Annotated in this window: 18 protein-coding genes; 4 read left to right on the forward strand and 14 right to left on the reverse strand. The window is 30.9% G+C overall.

All coding sequences use genetic code 11. From position 1 onward, the window contains the following. Nucleotides 1-89: 89 nt before the first annotated feature. The 13 genes from HMPREF1552_RS08045 to HMPREF1552_RS08105 form a co-directional block, all read right to left on the reverse strand. On the reverse strand, nt 90-923 hold the full coding sequence (locus HMPREF1552_RS08045; RefSeq protein ID WP_039901498.1) for a CPBP family intramembrane glutamic endopeptidase: 834 nt from the start codon (nt 921-923) through the stop codon (nt 90-92). A gap of 144 nt (nt 924-1,067) precedes the next feature. Beyond that, entirely contained in the window at nt 1,068-1,304 is a 237-nt protein-coding gene (locus HMPREF1552_RS12325; RefSeq protein WP_051311995.1) for a DDE transposase family protein, read from the reverse strand. 156 nt (nt 1,305-1,460) lie between these two features. Next, nucleotides 1,461-2,444 (reverse strand): FAD-dependent oxidoreductase, encoded by a 984-nt coding sequence (locus tag HMPREF1552_RS08055; protein ID WP_021744662.1) that lies wholly within the window; start codon nt 2,442-2,444, stop codon nt 1,461-1,463. A gap of 734 nt (nt 2,445-3,178) precedes the next feature. Then, on the reverse strand, nt 3,179-5,407 hold the full coding sequence (locus HMPREF1552_RS08060) for a cation-translocating P-type ATPase (protein ID WP_051311996.1): 2,229 nt from the start codon (nt 5,405-5,407) through the stop codon (nt 3,179-3,181). A gap of 34 nt (nt 5,408-5,441) precedes the next feature. Beyond that, the gene (locus HMPREF1552_RS08065) at nt 5,442-5,909 is read right to left on the reverse strand and encodes a CopY/TcrY family copper transport repressor (RefSeq protein ID WP_021744665.1); all 468 of its coding nucleotides are present in this window, start codon (nt 5,907-5,909) and stop codon (nt 5,442-5,444) included. Between the two features lie 182 nt (nt 5,910-6,091). Beyond that, on the reverse strand, nt 6,092-7,495 hold the full coding sequence (gene lacG, locus HMPREF1552_RS08070; protein WP_021744666.1) for a 6-phospho-beta-galactosidase: 1,404 nt from the start codon (nt 7,493-7,495) through the stop codon (nt 6,092-6,094). A 33-nt stretch (nt 7,496-7,528) separates the two neighbouring features. Further along, nucleotides 7,529-9,217, reverse strand: a complete 1,689-nt coding sequence (locus HMPREF1552_RS08075) for a lactose-specific PTS transporter subunit EIIC (RefSeq protein ID WP_021744667.1) — start codon at nt 9,215-9,217, stop codon at nt 7,529-7,531. Beyond that, on the reverse strand, nt 9,218-9,535 hold the full coding sequence (locus HMPREF1552_RS08080; RefSeq protein WP_021744668.1) for a PTS lactose/cellobiose transporter subunit IIA: 318 nt from the start codon (nt 9,533-9,535) through the stop codon (nt 9,218-9,220). A 79-nt stretch (nt 9,536-9,614) separates the two neighbouring features. Then, complete coding sequence (gene lacD / locus HMPREF1552_RS08085; protein WP_021744669.1) at nt 9,615-10,592, reverse strand: tagatose-bisphosphate aldolase; 978 nt, start codon at nt 10,590-10,592, stop codon at nt 9,615-9,617. A 26-nt stretch (nt 10,593-10,618) separates the two neighbouring features. Next, entirely contained in the window at nt 10,619-11,551 is a 933-nt protein-coding gene (locus tag HMPREF1552_RS08090; protein WP_039901504.1) for a tagatose-6-phosphate kinase, read from the reverse strand. Nucleotides 11,552-11,565: 14 nt separating this feature from the next. Then, a complete protein-coding gene (gene lacB / locus HMPREF1552_RS08095) occupies nt 11,566-12,081 on the reverse strand; it encodes a galactose-6-phosphate isomerase subunit LacB (RefSeq protein ID WP_039901452.1) in 516 nt (171 codons plus the stop codon). Nucleotides 12,082-12,151: 70 nt separating this feature from the next. Next, nucleotides 12,152-12,574, reverse strand: coding sequence for a galactose-6-phosphate isomerase subunit LacA (gene lacA / locus HMPREF1552_RS08100; protein WP_021744672.1), 423 nt, complete (start codon nt 12,572-12,574; stop codon nt 12,152-12,154). A 507-nt stretch (nt 12,575-13,081) separates the two neighbouring features. After that, a complete protein-coding gene (locus tag HMPREF1552_RS08105; RefSeq protein WP_021744674.1) occupies nt 13,082-14,083 on the reverse strand; it encodes a LacI family DNA-binding transcriptional regulator in 1,002 nt (333 codons plus the stop codon). Nucleotides 14,084-14,318: 235 nt separating this feature from the next. On the opposite strand from HMPREF1552_RS08105, the gene HMPREF1552_RS08110 reads away from it, so the two are divergent. The 4 genes from HMPREF1552_RS08110 to HMPREF1552_RS08125 all read left to right on the forward strand — a co-directional run bounded on the left by HMPREF1552_RS08110 (nt 14,319) and on the right by HMPREF1552_RS08125 (nt 19,528). Then, nucleotides 14,319-15,740: a phospholipase D-like domain-containing protein gene (locus tag HMPREF1552_RS08110; RefSeq protein ID WP_021744675.1), complete on the forward strand. Its 1,422-nt coding sequence runs from the start codon at nt 14,319-14,321 to the stop codon at nt 15,738-15,740. Between the two features lie 135 nt (nt 15,741-15,875). Further along, the gene (locus HMPREF1552_RS08115; RefSeq protein ID WP_021744676.1) at nt 15,876-16,844 is read left to right on the forward strand and encodes a metallophosphoesterase family protein; all 969 of its coding nucleotides are present in this window, start codon (nt 15,876-15,878) and stop codon (nt 16,842-16,844) included. 416 nt (nt 16,845-17,260) lie between these two features. Beyond that, entirely contained in the window at nt 17,261-19,072 is a 1,812-nt protein-coding gene (gene typA / locus HMPREF1552_RS08120) for a translational GTPase TypA (RefSeq protein ID WP_021744677.1), read from the forward strand. Nucleotides 19,073-19,105: 33 nt separating this feature from the next. Continuing rightward, on the forward strand, nt 19,106-19,528 hold the full coding sequence (locus tag HMPREF1552_RS08125; protein ID WP_021744678.1) for a hypothetical protein: 423 nt from the start codon (nt 19,106-19,108) through the stop codon (nt 19,526-19,528). Between the two features lie 167 nt (nt 19,529-19,695). On the opposite strand, the gene HMPREF1552_RS08130 is transcribed toward HMPREF1552_RS08125, so the two are convergent. Then, nucleotides 19,696-20,697, reverse strand: coding sequence for an ABC transporter substrate-binding protein (locus HMPREF1552_RS08130; protein ID WP_021744679.1), 1,002 nt, complete (start codon nt 20,695-20,697; stop codon nt 19,696-19,698). Nucleotides 20,698-20,810 lie beyond the last annotated feature (113 nt).

Here is a 20,810-nt window from a genome sequence, read left to right on the forward strand (position 1 = left end):
TTTCATTCTTAAGTTTTATCCATCCGTACAATGTTCTGGAACTTATGTTGGACTGAAATAAAGTATATTACATAAATTTCAATTAGAATTTAACTGCGTTTATTTTTTGATAATATAAAATGTATTAAAATAATTAAAAAGGAGAGAGTCTGTGCAATAGATATTCTCATAACTAATAACTTATCTATACTGCCATCTTTTGATACAACATGTAATATATTTATAATGGTATTATTAACAAAATGATCTCCCATAGACATATACAGGCTTCCTGTAAGTTTTGTCATCATTGAAAATTTGAATCCTACCAATGTAGAAGTTACAACTAATATTACTATATTAATAAACATTTCTTCAAAACCTATTGTTCCATCGTAATAGCTTCTAAGAAGAGCTGCTACATGCCAAAATCCAAATAATAAAGAACTTAATATGGCTGAAAGTAAAAAATTATATTTTTGTTCAAATAATTTTTGAAACAATCCTCTAAAAATTCCCTCTTCCATAAGGACATTTATTATGTTTCCTAGAATACAAATTACAAAGAAAATAATTGCAGTTTGTTTACCTATATTACCTTCAACAGAGTATGTACTTACATAAAATTCCAATGACTTAAATTGACCATGTGATATATTTATTAGAATTTCTATTCCATAACTAATTATGTATATAAAAATTCCAAAAAGTAGACCTTGTCTTAGATAAAATATAGCTTTTCTCCTTGTAAAACCTATATTTTCACAATTAAATGACATAGATTTAGCAACTATATATAAAACTATAATTCCTAGTATTTTATGGATAAAAGCTTCTCCAAAAAATGTTTTATCAGTTCTTAAAATAAAATACTCTAATATTCTAAATATATAGCATATTGTATAGATTACTAATATAATAAATAACCCTTTTTTTTTGCTCATTTGCTTATCTTGCTCCTTTATATCTTTTAATTGCTTTCCTACTAATTTCTCACTGTTTCTGTTTCCGTTTCCATACATTTCTGCCGTGTCTAAATATTATTTCTTTTTTTATAATTTAGCCTTCCATCCCTTTTCCTAACTTTATTAAACATATACAGAAACACCGACAAAGTTGTAACAAGCATTCCAAAGCTGAAAAGCATCACTTGCACTTTTTCTGAAAGCGCTTTTTGCAACGCCGTATTCAAAGGCAATATTTTCCATAGTTCTATAGTCACGGTAATATGAAAGCATAATTACAAGCCTGTTAAGGACAGACAGTTTTGGCGGATGTCCGCCTCTTAAGTGTTCAATTCTGTATGCCTCGTTCAAAAGTTTCAATATTTTATCAAAAGTATTTTTTTTAATACCAAAAATTTTCTGATAGTCTTCTTCTTTAAATTTTTTATTCTTTCAACATTGTTTATCATTTTCATCACCAGTATTATTATACCTCAATATTGTCCTTTAAACAAGGTTATCGAACAGGTCTAATAATTAATATTTTGTAATTAGATACTCAAATGCTCCAAGTGCCGCTTTTGCACCTTCTCCCATTGCAATAATAATTTGTTTTTGTCTGATGTTTGTAACATCTCCCGCAGCAAAGATTCCAGCTACAGAAGTTGAATTATTTTCAGGATTAATTACAATTTCTCCAATTTTATTTGTTTCAACCAAGTCTTTTACAACTTCGCTTCTTGGTGACAACCCAATTTCCACAAACATACCTTCTACATTCAATGTTTTTTCTTCATCAGTTTCTCTACTTTTATAAACAATGCTTTCAACAAATTCATTTCCATTCACTTTAACTGTTGCAGAATTTAAAATAGTTTTTACATTTGGCTGCTCAGCTAATTTTTCCTGTAGAACTTTATCTGCCTTTAATTCTGGCATAAATTCGATTAATGTAACTGATTTTGCAATTCCAGATAAATCAAGCGCTGCTTCTACACCTGAATTTCCTCCACCAATTACAGCCACATCTAGCCCTTTATAAAAAGGTCCGTCACAAGTTGAGCAGTAATGCACTCCTTTACCAACATATTCAGCCTCTCCAGGGATATTTAAACTTCTAGGTTTTGCTCCAGTTGCTACGATAACTGTTTTTGTTTTATAACTTTTTCCATCATCAGTTACCAAAATCTTATCTTTTCCATCTTCCTTGATCTCTTTTACCAAATGCCCTTCTTTAAACGCAATTTCATGTTCTTTTAAATGTTTTTCCAATGTTTCAGCAAATTTAGCTCCAGTTGTAGAAACAGTCCCAATAATATTCTCAATTTCATTTGTATCAAGAACCTGTCCCCCAATCTTCACTCCAATCATTGCCACATTAAGTCCTTTTCTAGCCGCATAAATTGCTGCAGAGACAGCCGCAGGCCCAGAACCAACTACAGTTACATCATAAAGTTTATTTTCATCAATTTTTACTAATTTCCCTTCATCTAAAGCACCAAGATTCAAGCTAAAATCCATTTTCTATACCTCCAAATTTGATTTTTATTTATTTTATAATAATTTATTTAATTTTGTAATCATTACAATTTATTTTAATATAATTTTCCAAAATTGTCAACAATAAAATTTTAACTTTAATAAATGTTATATTTAATTTATCAACAATTTCCAATATTTTCTTACCTATTAAAAAATTAAAAATAAAACCCACTAGTTATAAATAACCAGTAGGCAAAGGTAGGAGAAAATCAATTCAAGCTGACTATCTTTGATGGCTAAAAATTAAGAAAAGAATGATTATAGCCAATAAAACAGTCCAGTCTTGATTAATCATCTTGACCACCCCCAATCTATATGCTTTGTTGTCGTTTAAGTTTGCGGAGCTTAATCGACAGAATATTATATCATAAAAAATACCCCCATTCAATTAAGAACGAGGGATTTTCCGCATTTTTTCTATAAGCATATAGATTGTTTTTTATTCAAAAGTATTATATCATTTTTCAAAAAAAAAATCAATATTAAAATTTTATATTTTTTATACAGGAACATTTCATCAATTTCTCAAATGTTTTTTTATACTTCTTCAAAACTTTAGAAGTAATTATTTCTAATTCCTTATCTTCTGCAATTTTTACTTATTTATTCTCAACTTTCTTTGTTAAATTTCTTAATTTTATCTCCATATTACTTACATCTTATAAAAATAATATCATAAATATGTCATCAAATTCAATCTATTTTCCAAAATATTATTTCACTTTAAAAAATTTCAATCTTAAAGCATTACCCAAAACAGATACTGAACTAAATGACATTGCAAAAGCCGCTATCATCGGATCCAATTTTGGTCCATTGAAAAATGCATAAAATATTCCAGCGGCAAATGGTATTCCAAGTACGTTATAAAAGAATGCCCAAAATAGATTTTCCTTTATATTTGTGATTGTTGCTTTACTTAATGCTATTGCACCCGCAACATCTCTCAAATCGTTTCTAATTAAGACAATATCAGCTGATTCTATCGCAACATCTGTTCCGTTTCCTATCGCAATTCCAACGTTTGCCTGAGCCAGTGCTGGTGAATCGTTAATTCCGTCTCCAACCATTGCAACAAATTCATCTTTTTCCTGAAGTTCCTTTACTTTTTGAGATTTCTGATTAGGCAGCACTTCTGAAATTACATCATCTATTCCCACTTGTTTTGCGATAAATTTGGCAGTTTTTTCGTTATCTCCAGTTAGCATTATTGTCTTGATTCCCATTTTTTTCAGTTTTTCTATAGCTTCCTTGCTTGTTTCCTTGATAACATCTGCAACTGCAACAAGTCCTGCCAGTTCGTTATCAATCGAAATGTACATTGGCGTTTTTCCTTCATTCGACAAAATATCATAATCTTTTTGAGAAATTTCCACATTGATTTTTCGATTTTCCATCAATTTTCTATTTCCAATTTGAACTTCCTTGCCTTCAAATGTTGCACGAATACCGTAACCTGGCATTGCCCTAAATTTTTCATACGGCTTAATTTCAATATTTTTCTCTTTTGCTTCGTTTACGATTGCTTCTGCCAATGGGTGTTCTGAATCATTTTCCACACTTGCAGCAATTTTTAACAATTCATTTTCATTATATTTCCCATAAGCAATCAAATTAGTAAGTATAGGCTTTCCTTTCGTAATCGTACCAGTCTTGTCAAACACAACAGTTTTAATTTTATGTGCTGTTTCAAGGGCTTCCCCACTTTTTATAAGAATACCGTTCTCAGCCCCTTTTCCAGTTCCAACCATTATCGATGTAGGTGTTGCAAGTCCCAATGCACACGGACACGCAATTACAAGTACAGCAATGAAGAACGACAATGCAGTAACCAATCCACTTCCACTCAAAAACCAAGCAATTCCTGTAATTATCGCAATCCCAATAACAATCGGCACAAAATATGCCGCCACAATGTCTGCCATTCGAGAAATTTGAGCCTTTGACCCCTGTGCCTCCTCAACCAGCTTTATAATTTGTGACAAAACTGTATTTTTACCAATTTCAGTCGCCTCAAATCTGATACTTCCATTTTTATTTATACTTCCTCCAACAACCTTATCTCCAACTTTTTTGCTTACTGGCAAACTTTCTCCTGTCAACATTGACTCATCAACAGAAGTCGCCCCTTCCACAATTCTTCCATCCACCGCAATTTTTTCTCCCGGCTTCACAATAACAATATCTCCAACTTTCAAGTTTTCAATCAGAACTTCCTTTTCCGCTCCATTTTCAATAATTTTAGCCTTTTTAGGTTGAAGTCCGATAAGTTTTTTTATTGCCGATGAAGTTTGACCTTTTGTTTTTGCCTCCAGCAGTTTTCCAAACAAGATTAACGTAATAATTGTACCAGCCGACTCATAATATAAATCCATATGTGCTTCAGGGTCTACAGTTACAATTCTAAAAGTTGCGTAAATTCCATAGAGTACCGCCGCTGTTGCCCCAATAGCAATTAATGAATCCATTGTTGGAGATTTTCTTACTAAATTTTTAAATCCATGTGAAAAAAAATCTCTCCCAGCATAAATAATAGGCAAAGTCAACACAAACTGTGCCAATGCAAAATTAAGCGGATTTACCTTAGGATTCAAAAATTCAGGAAGTGCTGCCCCAAGCATATGCCCCATCGAAATATACAAAAGTGGAACAACAAAAATAATTGCCAAAATTAATCGATTTTTCAAGCTTTTTATTTTCTCTTGATAAAGTTCCAGCTTTTTATCTTCCGTCATATCCTCAACCAGTCCATACCCAGCCGACTCCACTATTTCCCTAATTTTATCAAAATTGTACTTCTTCTCATCATATTCAATATTCAATTTTTCAGTTGCAAAATTAACTGAAGCGTTAATATCATTATTTTTATTAAGTGCCTTTTCCACAGCATTGGCACAAGATGCACAGCTCATTCCAGTTACTGTATAGTTTTTTTCTGCCATAATCTTTTCCTCCTTCATTTAGTACAATATATCTTTAAATATGCTTATGTCCATTATGCTCACAATTACACTGCCCTTCAACACAATCACACAAAACTTCTTCCACAGCCGTTTTCCTCCTGTCCTCTACAGCCTTTAAAATCAAATCCAAGTCGTCAAAACTCAGTTCACTGTTCTCAATAACTTTCCCTATCATTTCTCCAACTTTCGTTTTACAAATTTTATCAAAAGTTCCTAATATATAACTGTTAGCAACTTTCTTTTCTGTAAAATCTGTCGAATAAATATACTTGTTCCCAATTTCCCTCTTTTTCAAAATATTCTTTTCCAGCAGCCGATTCAACAGCGCCTTTATTGTAGCCTGTTTCCAGTTCATTTTCTCACAAAGCACCTCTGCCACAAACTTGCTCGTAACTTCGCTATTTGCCCACACAACTCGCATTATTTCCCATTCTGCATCGGTTATATGCTGTTTTTTATCGATTCTGCAATTTTCTTTCACATTCTTACCTCCTTTAATGTTTACGTTTGTAATCTTTTTACATTATATAGTTTACAACAGTAATCGTTTTTTGTCAAGTATTTTTTGTTATAATAATTTTACAGGGTTTGTCACTCTAAAAATAAATTAAAATGTGAGAGCTTTTACACTCTCACACGAAAAAATTCAAATATATAAATTTTTTAGACTTCTTTTGTTTCTGATACTTTTTTATACCAATAGGCACTTTTCTTTGGATAACGCTTTTGTGTTTCAAAGTCTACGTAAAATAGTCCGTAACGTTTTTCATAACCATTTGACCATGAGAAAACATCCATTAGTGACCAGAGGAAGTAGCCTTTTACGTTTGCTCCACCTTTTATTGCATCTGAAATTACTTCCAAATGTTGTCTTATGTAATCTATTCTTGCATCGTCATATACTGTATTGTCTTCAAAAACATCTTTATAGCCTAAACCGTTTTCAGTAATATAGATTTTTTTGTAATTTGGATAATCTTTTTTAACTCTTGAGATTTGATCATAAAGACCTTGCGGATAAATTATCCAGTCCCAGTCAGTTCTTGGGATGCTTTCATTGGCTTTTCTTTGCCCTACCCCTTTTATCTGATATTTGGAACTTCCTTTATTTCCTGTTGCATTGTGAATAATTTCAGTTTCACCATCATATTCAGCCATCCAGTCACTCATATAATAGTTTATTCCAAGAAAATCGTTCAAATCTTTTGCAGCTTTCAATTCTTCAAAATCTTCTGCCCTTAAATCTAATTTTCCGCCATTAACTTTTAAAATATGATTCACACCATCCATTGTTTCCTTTGAATATTCTCCTTTAAAAGTAGCATCCAAAATAAATTTATTATGGATAATATCGTCTAGTTCTGCGGCTTTTACATCTTTAGGATTACTTGAATCATAAGGATATTTTGTTGGCAATGCACAGACCATTCCTATTTCTCCATTGTATCTGTTTTGCTTGAATAAATTTACTGCTTTTGCATGTGCCAAAACCATATTATGATGTGACTGAAACAATTTTTCAAAATCATATTTTATTCCTGGCGGAAATTTTCCAACTAAATATTGTCCATCTCCAATAGGTCCTATTTCATTAAACGTTGTCCAATAGTTTACTTCAGTAAATTCTTCAAAACAAAATTTAGCATAATCTACAAAATGTTCTATATTTTCACGATTTAAAAAATCTCCGTTGGAGTGCAAAACTTCTGGTGTATCAAAATGGTGAAGAGTTACAAAAGGTTCTACCTTTCTTTTTTTACATTCTGCAAACAATTTATGATAAAATTCCACTCCTTTGTGATTCACTTCACCATAACCTTTAGGAAAAATTCTTGACCATGCAATTGAAATTCTTATTCCATTTATACCGAATTCTTCGCAAAGTTTCAAATCTACTGGATATTGATTATAAAAATCACTTGCTGGCTCAGCTGTATACCAGTAATTTTCTTCCAAAAAAGTATCCCAGGCTACACGACCTTTACCATCTGTTTTTGTTGCACCTTCAGCTTGATATGCTGCTGTCGCTCCACCGAAAATAAAATCTTCTGGTAATTTTTTTGACATAATTAAACCTCTCTTAGTATTAAAATATATTAATTAATCTTCAAATTGTGCTTGTACAAAATCTAATGCACCTTTACCGTCACGAGTCAAACTAATATATTGAGCCCCTTCGGTTTTTGCTAATTTAATTCCTAACTTATCAGTTTCTGCCTTCATATCTTCAAAATTTGATGCAACTTGCGGTGCAAGAATAACTAAATCAAATTCAGGAAGTATTTCACGGTGTGCACCATATCCACCTGCTGCAGCTTTAACTGGAACATTATGTTCTTTTGCCGCCTTATTTAAAGCATTTGCTAAAAGTCCGCTTGTTCCTCCACCAGCGCATAATACAAGTACATTTGTTTCTTTCGTTATATTATTTTGAACAACACCGGCTTTTTCAAGAATGTTATCTGCTTTTTTAGTGTTGAAATTTGCAGCAACTTTTTCTTTTAATTCATCGTTTGTTTTTCCTAAACGTTCTTCCTCAAGAATCTGCTTATCATATACTTTTACAAATGGATAATAGATAATAAAATCTACAACAATTAAAAGTGCTGCTAAAACAAATGATAGTACTTGAAGATTTGTCCCTAATATTATACCCAATGGTCCTGGAGTTGTCCATGGAAGATTAGCAGTAAAACTGTTCATTCCAAGTACATCTATAAATATTTTAAAAATCCACACATTTACTATTGGTGCAAAAATAAACGGTATAAAGAATACAGGATTTAATACAATCGGAGCACCAAATAAAATTGGCTCGTTTACACCAAAGAATGTAGGTACAGCAGAAGCACGTCCAATAGCCTTATTTCTCTTAGATTTACAAAGCCACATAAACATAAATGGCACAATTAAAGTAGCTCCAGTTCCTCCCATTGTAACTATAAACATTTGTGTTCCCGAAGTCAAAATTTTATCTGCATGATGTCCAGCTCTCATAAGGTTTAGATTTGCATCTATATTAGCATAAGTAACAACTGCAATAGCTGGCTCTACAATTGAAGGCCCATGAATTCCGACAAACCAGAAGAAAGCATAAGCTCCAAATATAAGAGTAATTCCTACATATCCATCTGCTGCTGAAAATAACGGTCCAAAAAGTTTACCTACTGCTTCTGCAACTCCTGTTCCGATAAAGTGACGTACAAAAATCTCAAGAACATAAAGTAATACTATTGATAAAGTAAATGGTATTACATCTTTAAAAACTTGTGAAATATTAGGCGGAACTTCTGACGGCATTTTTATAGTTACTTCGTTTTTTACACAGAATTTATAAATTGTTACAATTATAAATGCTGCTAAAAATGCAGTTAAAAGTCCTTTTGTACCCAAGAATCCAGTTGAAATTCCACCTTCAATCGGATCTGCCGCTAATAATAGCAGTCCAACCATTGATGCTAAAAGTGTAGAAAGATAATTAATTTGATTAGTTGCCGGCATAGAACGATTTACAGAATCTGTTAATGATTTAGCTGTTGTTCCTGCTACTAAAAATGCTAAGATTCCCATAGAATAACCGTATGGTTTCATTAATAAAGCCTCTATATTTTTTGACCAAAAAAATCCAAAAGCATTTGGTACATAAGCAATTAAGATAAAAATACTAGAAAATAGTATAACTGGCATACCAGCTATAAAACCATCACGAATTGCTCTTAAATATATATTCCGAGATAATTTTTCAAAAAAAGGCTTTCCTTTTTCTATAAATTCAATCAGTTTTTTCATTTACTTTGCTCCTCTTTTATATAATTCTATCAAATGTTTCATTAATTCTTTCAATAATATTGTTGTCATTAAATGATCCTGTCCATGAACCATAATAAAACTCATTTCCAAATTTTCTCCAGCTGCTTCTTTACCTAAAATATCTGTTTGTGAATTATGAGCACCAACCAAACATTCCTCAGCTTCTTTTACTAAATTTTCTGCTTCCTCGAACTCTCCATTTTGTGCTTTATTTAATGCTGTCATCAATTTAGATCTTGCATCTCCTGCATAAGCCACTATTTCAAATCCAACCATTGTAACATCTTCTTTAGTCATAATTTTCTCCCTTTTGAAATAATATTTTTAATTTTTCTAATCATACTTTATTTAATTATTGCTTTTTTTATTTCTTAATCTATTTTTCTTTCCAAGATGTTGCTGTTCTTTCAACCACTTCATTTAGTTCTTCGATGTTTTTTCTTCCAATTGTATTCAACCATTCTACAGTTGCTTTTTCACCTTCCTTAGCAAACACTTCTACTCCATTTGCCCAAGTAGCTCTTCCACATAGTACCCCATTAAATTTAGCACCTGAATCATGAGCAAATTTTAATGTATCTTGGAAAAGTTTTGCACTTACTCCAGCACTTAGGTAAATATATGGCAATGATGTTGATTCTTCCTGAAGTTTAAAATAATTTGCAGCTTCCTCTTTTGTGTAAACAGTTTCTCCATCGCTAAATCCTTCTACAAATTTCATATTTACAGGAACTTCCACTTTTAAAACATCAACATTATATCTTGGATCTGAAAATACTTTCATTGCTTCAATAACTTTTCTAGGTTTTACTTTTGCATATTCTGCTGTGCTGTTGTCGTCAATTTTACAGTCGTAACTTAAAATTTCCAAAAAGAAAGGTATATCTTCTGCGACACATTCAGCTCCTACTCTTTCCATATATGCTTTTTTCTGAATATTAATTTCTTCACTTTCATCAACATCATAATATAATAAAAATTTTACTGCATCTGCCCCTTCTTCTTTTAGCCTTTTAGCCGACCATTCAACAAGGCAGTCTGGCAATCTTCCAACTGCATTTGCATCATATCCTGTCTTTTCATAAGCTAATAATAATCCAGCATCTTTATCTCTAGCTTTTGCTGCATCCAGTCCGTATTCAGGATCTAATAAAATTGAAGAAGAATATTTTGTTAAATGTTTTGAAACTAATACTTTAAACTCCTTTATTTGTTCAGCTGTTGCTTCAGATTCTTGATGTTTATTTAACATCTTTTTCAAAGCTCCTCTTTGGTCAATTGCTAGTGCTGATATAAATCCATTTTTATCACTTAAATTTTCTAAATATTTTCTTTTTTGTTCAGTTAATTTCATTATTTATTCCTCCTTATAAATTTCGTTTAATATTCAACTATCTCAATTTTGCTAAATACTTTTTCATAATTTTCCAAATTTACAAATCCTGTCAATTTTTCCATCGCATTTAACATTCCCAGCGTATTAGCCTTCTTCAATAAATTTTCATCACTTGCATTTTCATAAATTGCCGATGTAATTCCTGCTACAGTAGAATCGCCAGAACCTACAGGATTTACAACTTCTATTCTTGGAATATTAACTTTATAAAATTTGTCATTATGTTTTGCAAAAGCACCATCTGCTCCAAGCGAAACTATAATCCATTCAATTCCGTCAAATAATTCATTTTTCAAAGTTTCCTTTAATTCTCCAATGTCTTTCGATACTTCTTTCCCAATCAACTGCGATAATTCTTCTGTATTAGGCTTTATAACTTTTGGCTTATATTCATGCTTTAAAACTTCCAGCAACGCTTTTCCTGAGCAGTCAAGAACAACGGTTTTTTCACATTTATTACAAATTTCAATCATCTTTGAATAATAGCCATCTTCCAGTCCATTAGGTAGACTTCCTGAAATTGAGATGATTTCAACTTCTTGTACTAATTTTTCAAAATATTCTAAAAATTTTTTACTTTCAAGTTGACTTATTGTAGGCCCATTTTCCAAAATTTCCGTCTGATTTCCTTCGTGTAGAATTGCAATACAGTTTCTAGTTTCCCCTGAAATTTCAAAAAAATGGTTTTCTATTCCCATTTCTGTTAATTTTTCCTGAATATCCATTCCTAAAGCCCCGCCTATAAGCCCTGTTGCTATAACTTTATCATCTAGCTGTTTTAGCACTCTTGTTACATTCAGACCTTTTCCTCCAGGTGTCTTGCTTACTTTAGAAATTCTGTTTACTGTATCTAAATTAAATTTTTCCAAAGGATATGAAATATCAACAGATGGATTCATTGTTACTGTTAAAATCATTTTATCCATCCCCTTTAATCTTTATATTCTCCTCTGTCCCATTTTTCCAAAAATTCTGTGAAAAAATTATCGTTTTTTTGTTCAGGATTTATAGTTTCCACTTCTTTTATTTTTGCAATCAGTTTTTCACTTTCATCATTTTTTTTATACTCAGCCTTTATAAATGCTTCCACAATATCAAATAATAGTAGTTCTCCTATTATCTTCCCACCAAATCCAATAACGTTTGCATTTAAATATTCTTTTGCGTGAATTGCAGTCGTCATATCACGTACCAATGCTGAACGGACTCCAGGAACTTTATTTACACTGTTATTAATTCCAACACCTGTCCCACATATACATACTCCTAAATCAGCTTTTCCGCTGACAACAGCTTCTCCAACTCTTTTTCCATAAATTGGATAATGAGTACGTGTGAAATCATAAGTTCCACAATCTAATACTTCATAACCTTTAGATTTCAAAAAATCTGACAATGCAATTTTCACATCTGTTACAATATGATCACATCCAATAGCTATTTTCATATCTTTACCATCCTTTTTCATTCATAATTTAAATTTATCTATACATATTTACTCAATTCTTTTGTCCTAATTAACACATTTTATTTAACATATCCACTCTTATTTGATGTCTACCGCCATCATATCCTGCTCTTAAAAATTCCTTTACAATATTTTTGGCAAGTTCTGTTCCGACAATTTTAGAACCCATAGTTATTATTCTTGAATTATTATGCCCTCTTGTCATATATGCTGAACGTTCATCTGAAACTTCTGCAGCAATCATTCCCTTTATCTTTGTAGCCACCATAAAACTTCCATCGCCATACGCATCAAATACAACCCCAAGACTATCCTTGTCTGCAAGAACCTCCTTGGCTACTGCAACTGTTGTATCAACAAAATCTCTATCTGCTGATTTGTCAACAACATCAAATCCATTTTGAATCAAATAATCCTTGACAATATCTTTTAATTCTTTACCATCTACGTCAGCACCTAATACAACTTTCATTATTTTTCCTCCATTTTCTAATTTTTTCTCTACGTAGTTTTACTTTTTCCAAATAATATATTATTTATCCCACAATTGAAATATACCCCAAAAAATCGAAATTACAACACGTCAACACCCCTAAAAATAAGGGTTGTTTAGTAAACAAAATTTTTTTGTTTATAATTTTATGTTTATTTTAAAAATTGATTTTGGTAAACAGATAAGTTTTTTCTTGATTTGAAATTTAATTTTTTTTGTAAATTTTTTAATTTGAAAAGCAGTAACATCATTTTAATACTAAGCTCCTTTTAAAAATAGAAACAAATTTTTATAACAGAGTTATTTGACAACTAATTCATAATTATCCAACTTTTTTATTTTTTATTCTTTATCAAAAAGATTTATAATAAATTCATTATTTAAACGAAATTTAGTATAAAAACTGAAAAGTAAAGATATAATTATTCTTCTAAAATTTAAAAAAAATGAAACAAAAATAAAAAATGAGGACATTTATTGTCCCCATCAAATACTTCCACAGCTCTCCCTTTCAATCAGTTCCACAGGCAAATAAACCTTTTTCCTGTAACTTCTATTGTGTTCTATAAGTTCCACTAGTACATTTATTGTTTCTTCGGCAATAATTTTTGTATCAATTCTAAGTGTTGTTAGTGGTGGATTCATATATTGGGAGATTTTTAAGTCATTAAATCCAATAATCGAAATATCATCAAAAATTTTCAGTTTCCTCTCCCTTACAGCTTTATAAGCTCCCATGGCAATAGAGTCATTTGCACAAAAGACTGCAGTTGGCCGTTCTTTTAACTTAAGCATTTCTCTCATCATTTTATATCCTGATTCTGCAGAAAATTCGTCCACTTTTACAAATTTTTCATCATACAGTTCATATTCCTTCATAATTTCAATAAAATACTCCTCCCTAAAGTCCACAAGATTTCTAACAATCTGATTTCTTCCCACTAACAGTCCAATTTTTTTATGACCCAACTTCAGCAGGTAATCAATTACAATTTTTACTGAATGTTTCATATCGAATTCTATATAATCAATGGAATTATCAAAATTATAGGCATCCACACAAATAATATTATCATTCAGCGACTTTAAAAAATCCAGCTGGCTCCTTTTTATCTCCCCAATTACAACAATGGCGCTGGAAATAATGAAATTCATCAAGATTTCCTCATTTTTTTCAAATGTCTGCAACTCAAAAACTTTACTTTTTATCCCTTTTTTCTTCAACGCATATTCCAAATCCAGCCGTAATGATACAAAATATGGATCCTCACTTTCTATCCTTTCATCAAATGACTTTATAATTGAAATATTTAACTGCGTACTTTTTCTTTTTGTATTTTTTTTCTTATAATTTAGCTCCTTAACGGCTTCCAGTACCCTTCGCTTAGTTTCTGCTGTAACCCCAAAATACTCATCATTATTCAAAATCCTTGAAACAGTAGCAATTGAAACTCCTGCGCGCCTTGCAACATCTCTAATCGTAGACATCTTTTTACCTCTCAGCAATCTTAAATTTTATTATCATTATATAGTATGCTTTACTTAATTTTCTATTTGTTTTTTAATATATTTTTTCAATCTTTTTAGTAAAAATACCAGTTAGTTTACTAAACGAAATTTTATAGGATCAAGTTATGGAAAAAATTATGAAAAACTGGTATAATTAAATTGCTTAAATTAAAAAATTATTTAAGTTTAACAGTTTACAAAAAGGAGAATTATTGTGAATAAAACAAATATTTTAATATTTATATTTTTACTATTGGGAACGGTTTCGTGTACGCCACTTTCAGAAGGGCTCACAATGAAAAGTGAGGTTTATAATGCGGATAATGTTGAATTTTACTACGATTTAACGTATAAAAAAGATGGAGAAACTCATTATGAAAGGCAGATTTGGGAGCAGGCTTATGATATTTTGGATAAGGCGGAAGACTTTTTCCTAATGGATATTTTTGTATTTAATGACTTTCTTGGAAAAGGTGTTAAGGAGAAATTGCAGCCATTACCGATTGCAGAAGAGTTTGCACAGAAGATACTTGAAAAAAGAAAAAGAGATCCGAATGTTGAAATATATTTGATACTTGATGAAAGTAACACTTTTTATGGAGCGTTTGACAACAAAACTCATAAGAAGCTGGAGGAGGCTGGTGTAAAAATTGGATATGTGGATTTGACAAAATTGAGAGATCCGATGCTTGTTTATTCGGCTCCATGGCGTCTTTTTGTCCAGCCTTTTGGAAATCCGAAAAATCGTGGAAAAACTAAAAATCCAATTTACGAAGGTACTGACAAAGTTACAATCCGTAGCATTTTACGAGCGTTAAACGCAAAAGCTAATCACAGAAAACTAATTATGAATGAAATTACGGCAATGCTGACATCGGCAAATCCACATGCAGAAGGTTCAAAGCACTCAAATGTGGCATTTAAGTTTTCATCGCCAATTATTAAGGAAATTTACGAAGGAGAAAAGCCGGCTGCAAAAATTACTAAAAAAGATGGGAGTTTAAAGCAAAAATTACCAGATAAGGATTTTAGTAAAATTCCATTTTCTAAAAATGACAAGCTAAAATTACAATATTTTACAAATGGAGCAACAGCTAAGGATATTTCAGAAGAATTAAAACACACACAGTTTGGAGATAAAGTCATTATTGCCCAGTTTTTCCTTGCAGACAGAGGGATAATTAACGATATAAGAAAAGCTGCACGGCGTGGAGTAAAATTTGAGATAATTTTGAATAATTCAAATGCAGGACTCCCAAACAAAGCTGCTGCTGGAGAACTAATGAAATATGCAAGAAAACATAATTATGACATAAATGTCAAGTTTTACAATAAAGGAGAGGAAATGTACCACGTAAAAATGCTTTCCATCTTGAAAAAAGACTATTTGATAACTTATGGAGGTTCAACAAACTTCACAAGACGTAATATGCGTAATTTCAATTTGGAAAATGAACTAAAAATTATGTCAGCTTATGATCAGAAAATTTCCAAAGATATTTTGGATTATTACGACAGATTATGGACAAATAGAGATGGAGAATTTACATTACCTTATGACACAGAAAAAAATGAGAAATTAATGAATGATTTGTTATTCAGGTTTATGGAAATGAATGGATTTGGGGCATTTTAAAAGATATATGCAGAATTGTTTATTGCCTTAAATCCTTATCTTGTGGGAAAGGTTTATTCCAATATTTAAAACAATTTATTTGAAAAAATTAAAGAATAAGTTATAAACTGTATTAAAAGAAAAAGAGTGATTTTTATGGAAAGTGAAATTAAGACGAATAAAATTAAAATACAAAAAATAAATGAGAATGATTATAATCGAATTTTTATAATGTCAGATATTCATGGACAGTATGATTTGTTTTTGAAAATGCTGGATAGAATTGACTTAAAAAGAGAAGATTTACTTGTAATTATAGGGGATATTTGTGACAGAGGGAAAAAGTCTTACGAAATTTATATGAAATGTATCAAAATGATAAAACTTGGGTATAACCTAAAGTTTATTTTGGGAAATCATGAAGATATGTTTCTTGAGGACTTGGAAAATGATTATCCATTAAGATATGAAACAGAATATTCAATTTATAGACATTCTAAATATTTTGAAAATAAAACGATGGCAGAATGGCACCAAGAAAATTTTTTTGATGAAATTAGATGGCTTGTAAAATGGCTCAAAAACTGCCCTTTGATAATTTCTGGGAATGAAAATATATTTGTACATGCAGGGCTTGATTTGAAGAAGGTTTTGGAAAAACAGGAAAAGGAAACAGTGCTTTGGACCAGAGAAGAGTTTTGGCTTATGGAAAATGCAGAACTTGAAGAATACAAAGGTAAAAACATATATTTTGGTCATACGCCTAATATAAATGGAAGAATTTCTGAAAAAACTGATAGAATAAAGGGAATAGACTGTGGTGCATTTTTTACGCATTTTTTAGGATGTATAGAAGTAAAGAGTCAAGAGGAAATTTATGTTTATGAAGATGAATTTATCCAGTTTAGCGAGGTTTCAGGAAAGGTATTTTTGGAACTTTGGAATGAGGAAGTGGCGGGGTTTATAGATTCTGAAAAGTATAAGATTAAAAGTGGGAAAGGGGAAGTAATAATTTTAGAAAAATTAGATAAAAATGAAAAAAAAATTTTAGCAGATTTTTGGAAAAAATATGAAAAATTGCTTGGAAAGAATATTGCAAATTATATTAAAAAGAAGAAATTATAAGTTAAAAAAATTTAGGGGGATTGACATTTTTATAAAATATGCTATAATAAATGTGTAAAAATCCCTAAGGGAGACTTTGTATAATATTTAAAAAAAATGTGCTATAAATTAGACTGGATTTTTCCAGTCTTTTTTGTTATAATATTTAGGTGAATTTAACTATAATTCATATATTAAAATTATTTAATAAATATATTTTATAAATTTATTTTAACGAAAGATCAAATAAAATCTTGCTTATTATTTTTTGTTTAATATAGCATTGTGAAACTAAAAATATAAAAAATTATAGAAAAAATAAATATTGATTTAAATATTAGTTAGGATATATTTGTAAAATAAAAATATTGAATAATCTATTGAAATTTTAAAAATTTAAGGAGGAAATATTAACAAGAAATTTGTTAAAATAAAGGATGAACAAAATTAAAAACATTGCAATTATTGCACACGTAGATCACGGAAAAACAACTCTTGTCGATGCTTTATTGAAACAGGCAGGAACATTTGGGGAACATGAAAAAGTAGATGAAAGAATTATGGATAGTAATGATTTGGAGAGAGAAAGAGGGATTACGATTTTTTCTAAAAATGCTTCATTTCATTATGATGGTTATAAGATAAATATTGTGGATACTCCTGGCCATGCGGATTTTGGTGGGGAAGTACAGAGGATATTGAAAATGGTAGATTCTGTTTTACTTCTGGTAGATGCATTTGAAGGTGTTATGCCACAGACTAAATATGTATTGAAACAGGCGTTAGAGCATGGACTTCGTCCAATTGTGGTAGTTAATAAGATTGACAGGCCAAATTCAGATCCTGATGCAGTTGTGGATTCTGTTTTTGATTTATTTGTGGATTTAGGGGCAAATGATATTCAGCTTGATTTTCCAGTAGTTTATGCATCTGCAAAAAATGGATTTGCTAAACTGGAACTAGAAGATGAAGATAAGGATATGAAACCGCTTTATGATAAAATTATGGAGCATGTGGAAGATCCTGAAGGAGATGTGAATGAGCCACTTCAAATGCTTGTTACAAATACTGAATATGACGAATATGTAGGAAAATTGGGAACTGGAAGAATTTATAACGGAAAAATTGAAAAAAATCAGGAAATTACATTAATTAAGAGAAATGGTGACTTGGTAAATGGTAAAGTTACTAGAATTTATGGATATGACGGACTTAAAAAAGTTGAAATGGAAGCAGCGTTTGCTGGAGATATTGTAACAATTGCAGGAATTGAACAAATTGACATAGGAGAAACTGTGGCAAGTAGAGAAAATCCTAAGCCATTACCATTAATTGACATTGATGAGCCAACACTTGCAATGACTTTTATGGTAAATGATTCGCCATTTGCAGGGCAAGATGGAAAATTTGTAACTTCGAGAAATATTTTGGAAAGATTACAAAAGGAAGTAAATCATAACGTGAGTATGAGGCTTGAAATGACAGATTCGCCAGATGCATTTATTGTAAAGGGAAGAGGAGAGCTTCAATTATCTATTTTGCTTGAAAATATGAGAAGAGAAGGTTACGAAGTAGCAGTTTCAAAACCTGAAGTTATTTTTAAAGAAGAAAATGGACAGAAACTAGAGCCAATTGAACTTGCAATTATCGATGTTGCTGATGAGTTTGTAGGAGTTGTAATTGAAAAATTAGGACTTAGAAAAGGTGAGATGGTAAACATGAATCAAGGAAGTGACGGATATACAAGACTTGAGTTCAAAGTACCATCACGTGGATTAATCGGATTTAGAAATGAATTCTTGACGGAAACAAGAGGAACAGGAATTATAAACCACTCATTCTTTGAATACGGATCTTTCAAGGGAGAAGTTACAGGACGAAGAAGAGGAGTTTTAATCGCAATGGAGCCTGGAACAAGCCTAGGTTACTCATTAAATAATTTACAGCCACGTGGAATCTTATTTATAGGACCAGGAGTAGAGGTTTACGAGGGAATGATAGTTGGAGAGCATTCAAGAGAAAACGACTTAGTTGTAAATGTATGTAAAGGTAAAAAACTTACAAATATGAGGGCCGCTGGAAGTGATGATGCTGTGAAATTGGCGCCTCCAAAGGAATTTACGCTGGAACTTGCACTTGAATATATTGAAAATGATGAATTAGTGGAAATTACACCTAACTCTATCAGACTTAGAAAAAAATATTTGAATGCTAATGATAGAAAGAAATTTGAAAATTCTAAAAATTAAATATTAATATAAATTAGTAGCGATGTGATTTTTATGGATAATATAAAACTGCAAGAAAAATTAAAAGCCGAGTTGTCAGATGAAAAAATAAAATTTATTGAAAAATATAGTTTGGAAATAAATTCCAGAAGGCAATGGGTAACTAGAAGAAATAATACACCAGAACGTTTGTATTTTTCACATAAGTTTATTTCACAAAATAATATTTTAGAAATAGTTTTTAGAAAATATCAGCTTTGTTTTGCAAAATTGAAATATTTTAGAGCAAATATTGAAAAGTATGATTTTTATAAATATACTCCCAAAGAAGGTTTTGTAAAAACGCAATTGTGGGATGTAGAATTTTTTTATCATAGAAAATCAGAAAAAATAATAGATTTAAGATATTTGCAGCAAATAAGAAAAGTGGAAGATTTTTTGGAACTTATCGAATGGCTTGATAGTTTTGAAAAATAACAAATAAAAACTGGAGCTAAAAAAATTTAATAGTTCCAGTTTTTTTTAATTGTTTTAAATTTATAAAATTTATTAGACTTGTTCGGAAATTTAATATTCCTTATCTTTTTACATGTAATATTTATTTTGTTATATTTCTAAATTTATACAGTTATTAAGCAAAGCTGTTAATTTTTTTTAGTTTCTATCATTTTAGCCTGTTTTAAAATGCTGTCTGGTATTTTCATTCCCAATAATTGCATGTTTTGCTTATTAATTTCAATTTGTAAATTTTTAACTGTTTCTATTGGAATTTCGCTTGGCTTCTTGCCTTTTAGTAAAATTTCGGCTGCTATTTCTCCAGAACGGTAACCGATATTGTAGTCGGTAGTTCCTTGTGAAATTAGCCCTCCTGCATTCGAGTAAACGTCATTTGTAGCTAGAATTGGGACTTTTGCACTATTAAAAACATCAAGTATTGCTTTAAAATATGATGCTACTGTGTTGTCCTGAATGGCATAGTAGATATCAATGTTCTTTGAAATAAGATTTGCCGCAGCAACCATTTCTGTACCATTTGTAACAGCTTTTTCTACTACTGTGAATCCATACTCTCCTGCCAGTTTTTTTAAATTATTTACTTCAGAAACTGAATTTTGTTCAGACGAATTATAAATGATTCCTATTTTTTTCGCTTCTGGTAATAATTCTCTCATTAATTTTAAATTTTCTGTAATTGGGGCTGCGCCACTTGTTCCTGTAACATTAGGAATTCCTACTAGTCCTGCACTTTTTGGATCTGTAACTGAACCAAATATAACTGGTGTTTCTTTTCCAATCTGATTTTTAGCCGCTTGTGCAGTTGGTGTTGTAATTGCAAATACCAGATCTTTTTTGTCTGCTGCAAATTGCTGCATAATCAGAGTCTGATTACTCATGTCATTATTTGCAATCTTATCATCATAATCAGCCTTTACTCCGGCTTTTGCTAATGCATCTTTAAAACCTTGCTTTGCTGCATTTAATGCTGGATGATCTACAATCTGTGACAATCCAATCTTATAAACCTTTTCACTAACTTTGGAATCCTTTTTTTGCTCTTGAGAATCATTACTTTTTTTATTTCCGCAAGACAAAAGCATTCCTCCTAACATACCAAATAATAGTACACCTCTCATAATTTTTTTCATCTGTTTTCCTCCTAAAATAAATAATTTTTAAATCGTATTATTATTTTACCATATTTTTTAAAAATTTCCAGCATATTTTCATATTACTTTTCTTATAAACAAAAAAAGAGACT

The organism is Leptotrichia sp. oral taxon 879 str. F0557, assembly GCF_000469385.1.
In the GTDB taxonomy this organism is placed as follows: domain Bacteria; phylum Fusobacteriota; class Fusobacteriia; order Fusobacteriales; family Leptotrichiaceae; genus Leptotrichia; species Leptotrichia mesophila.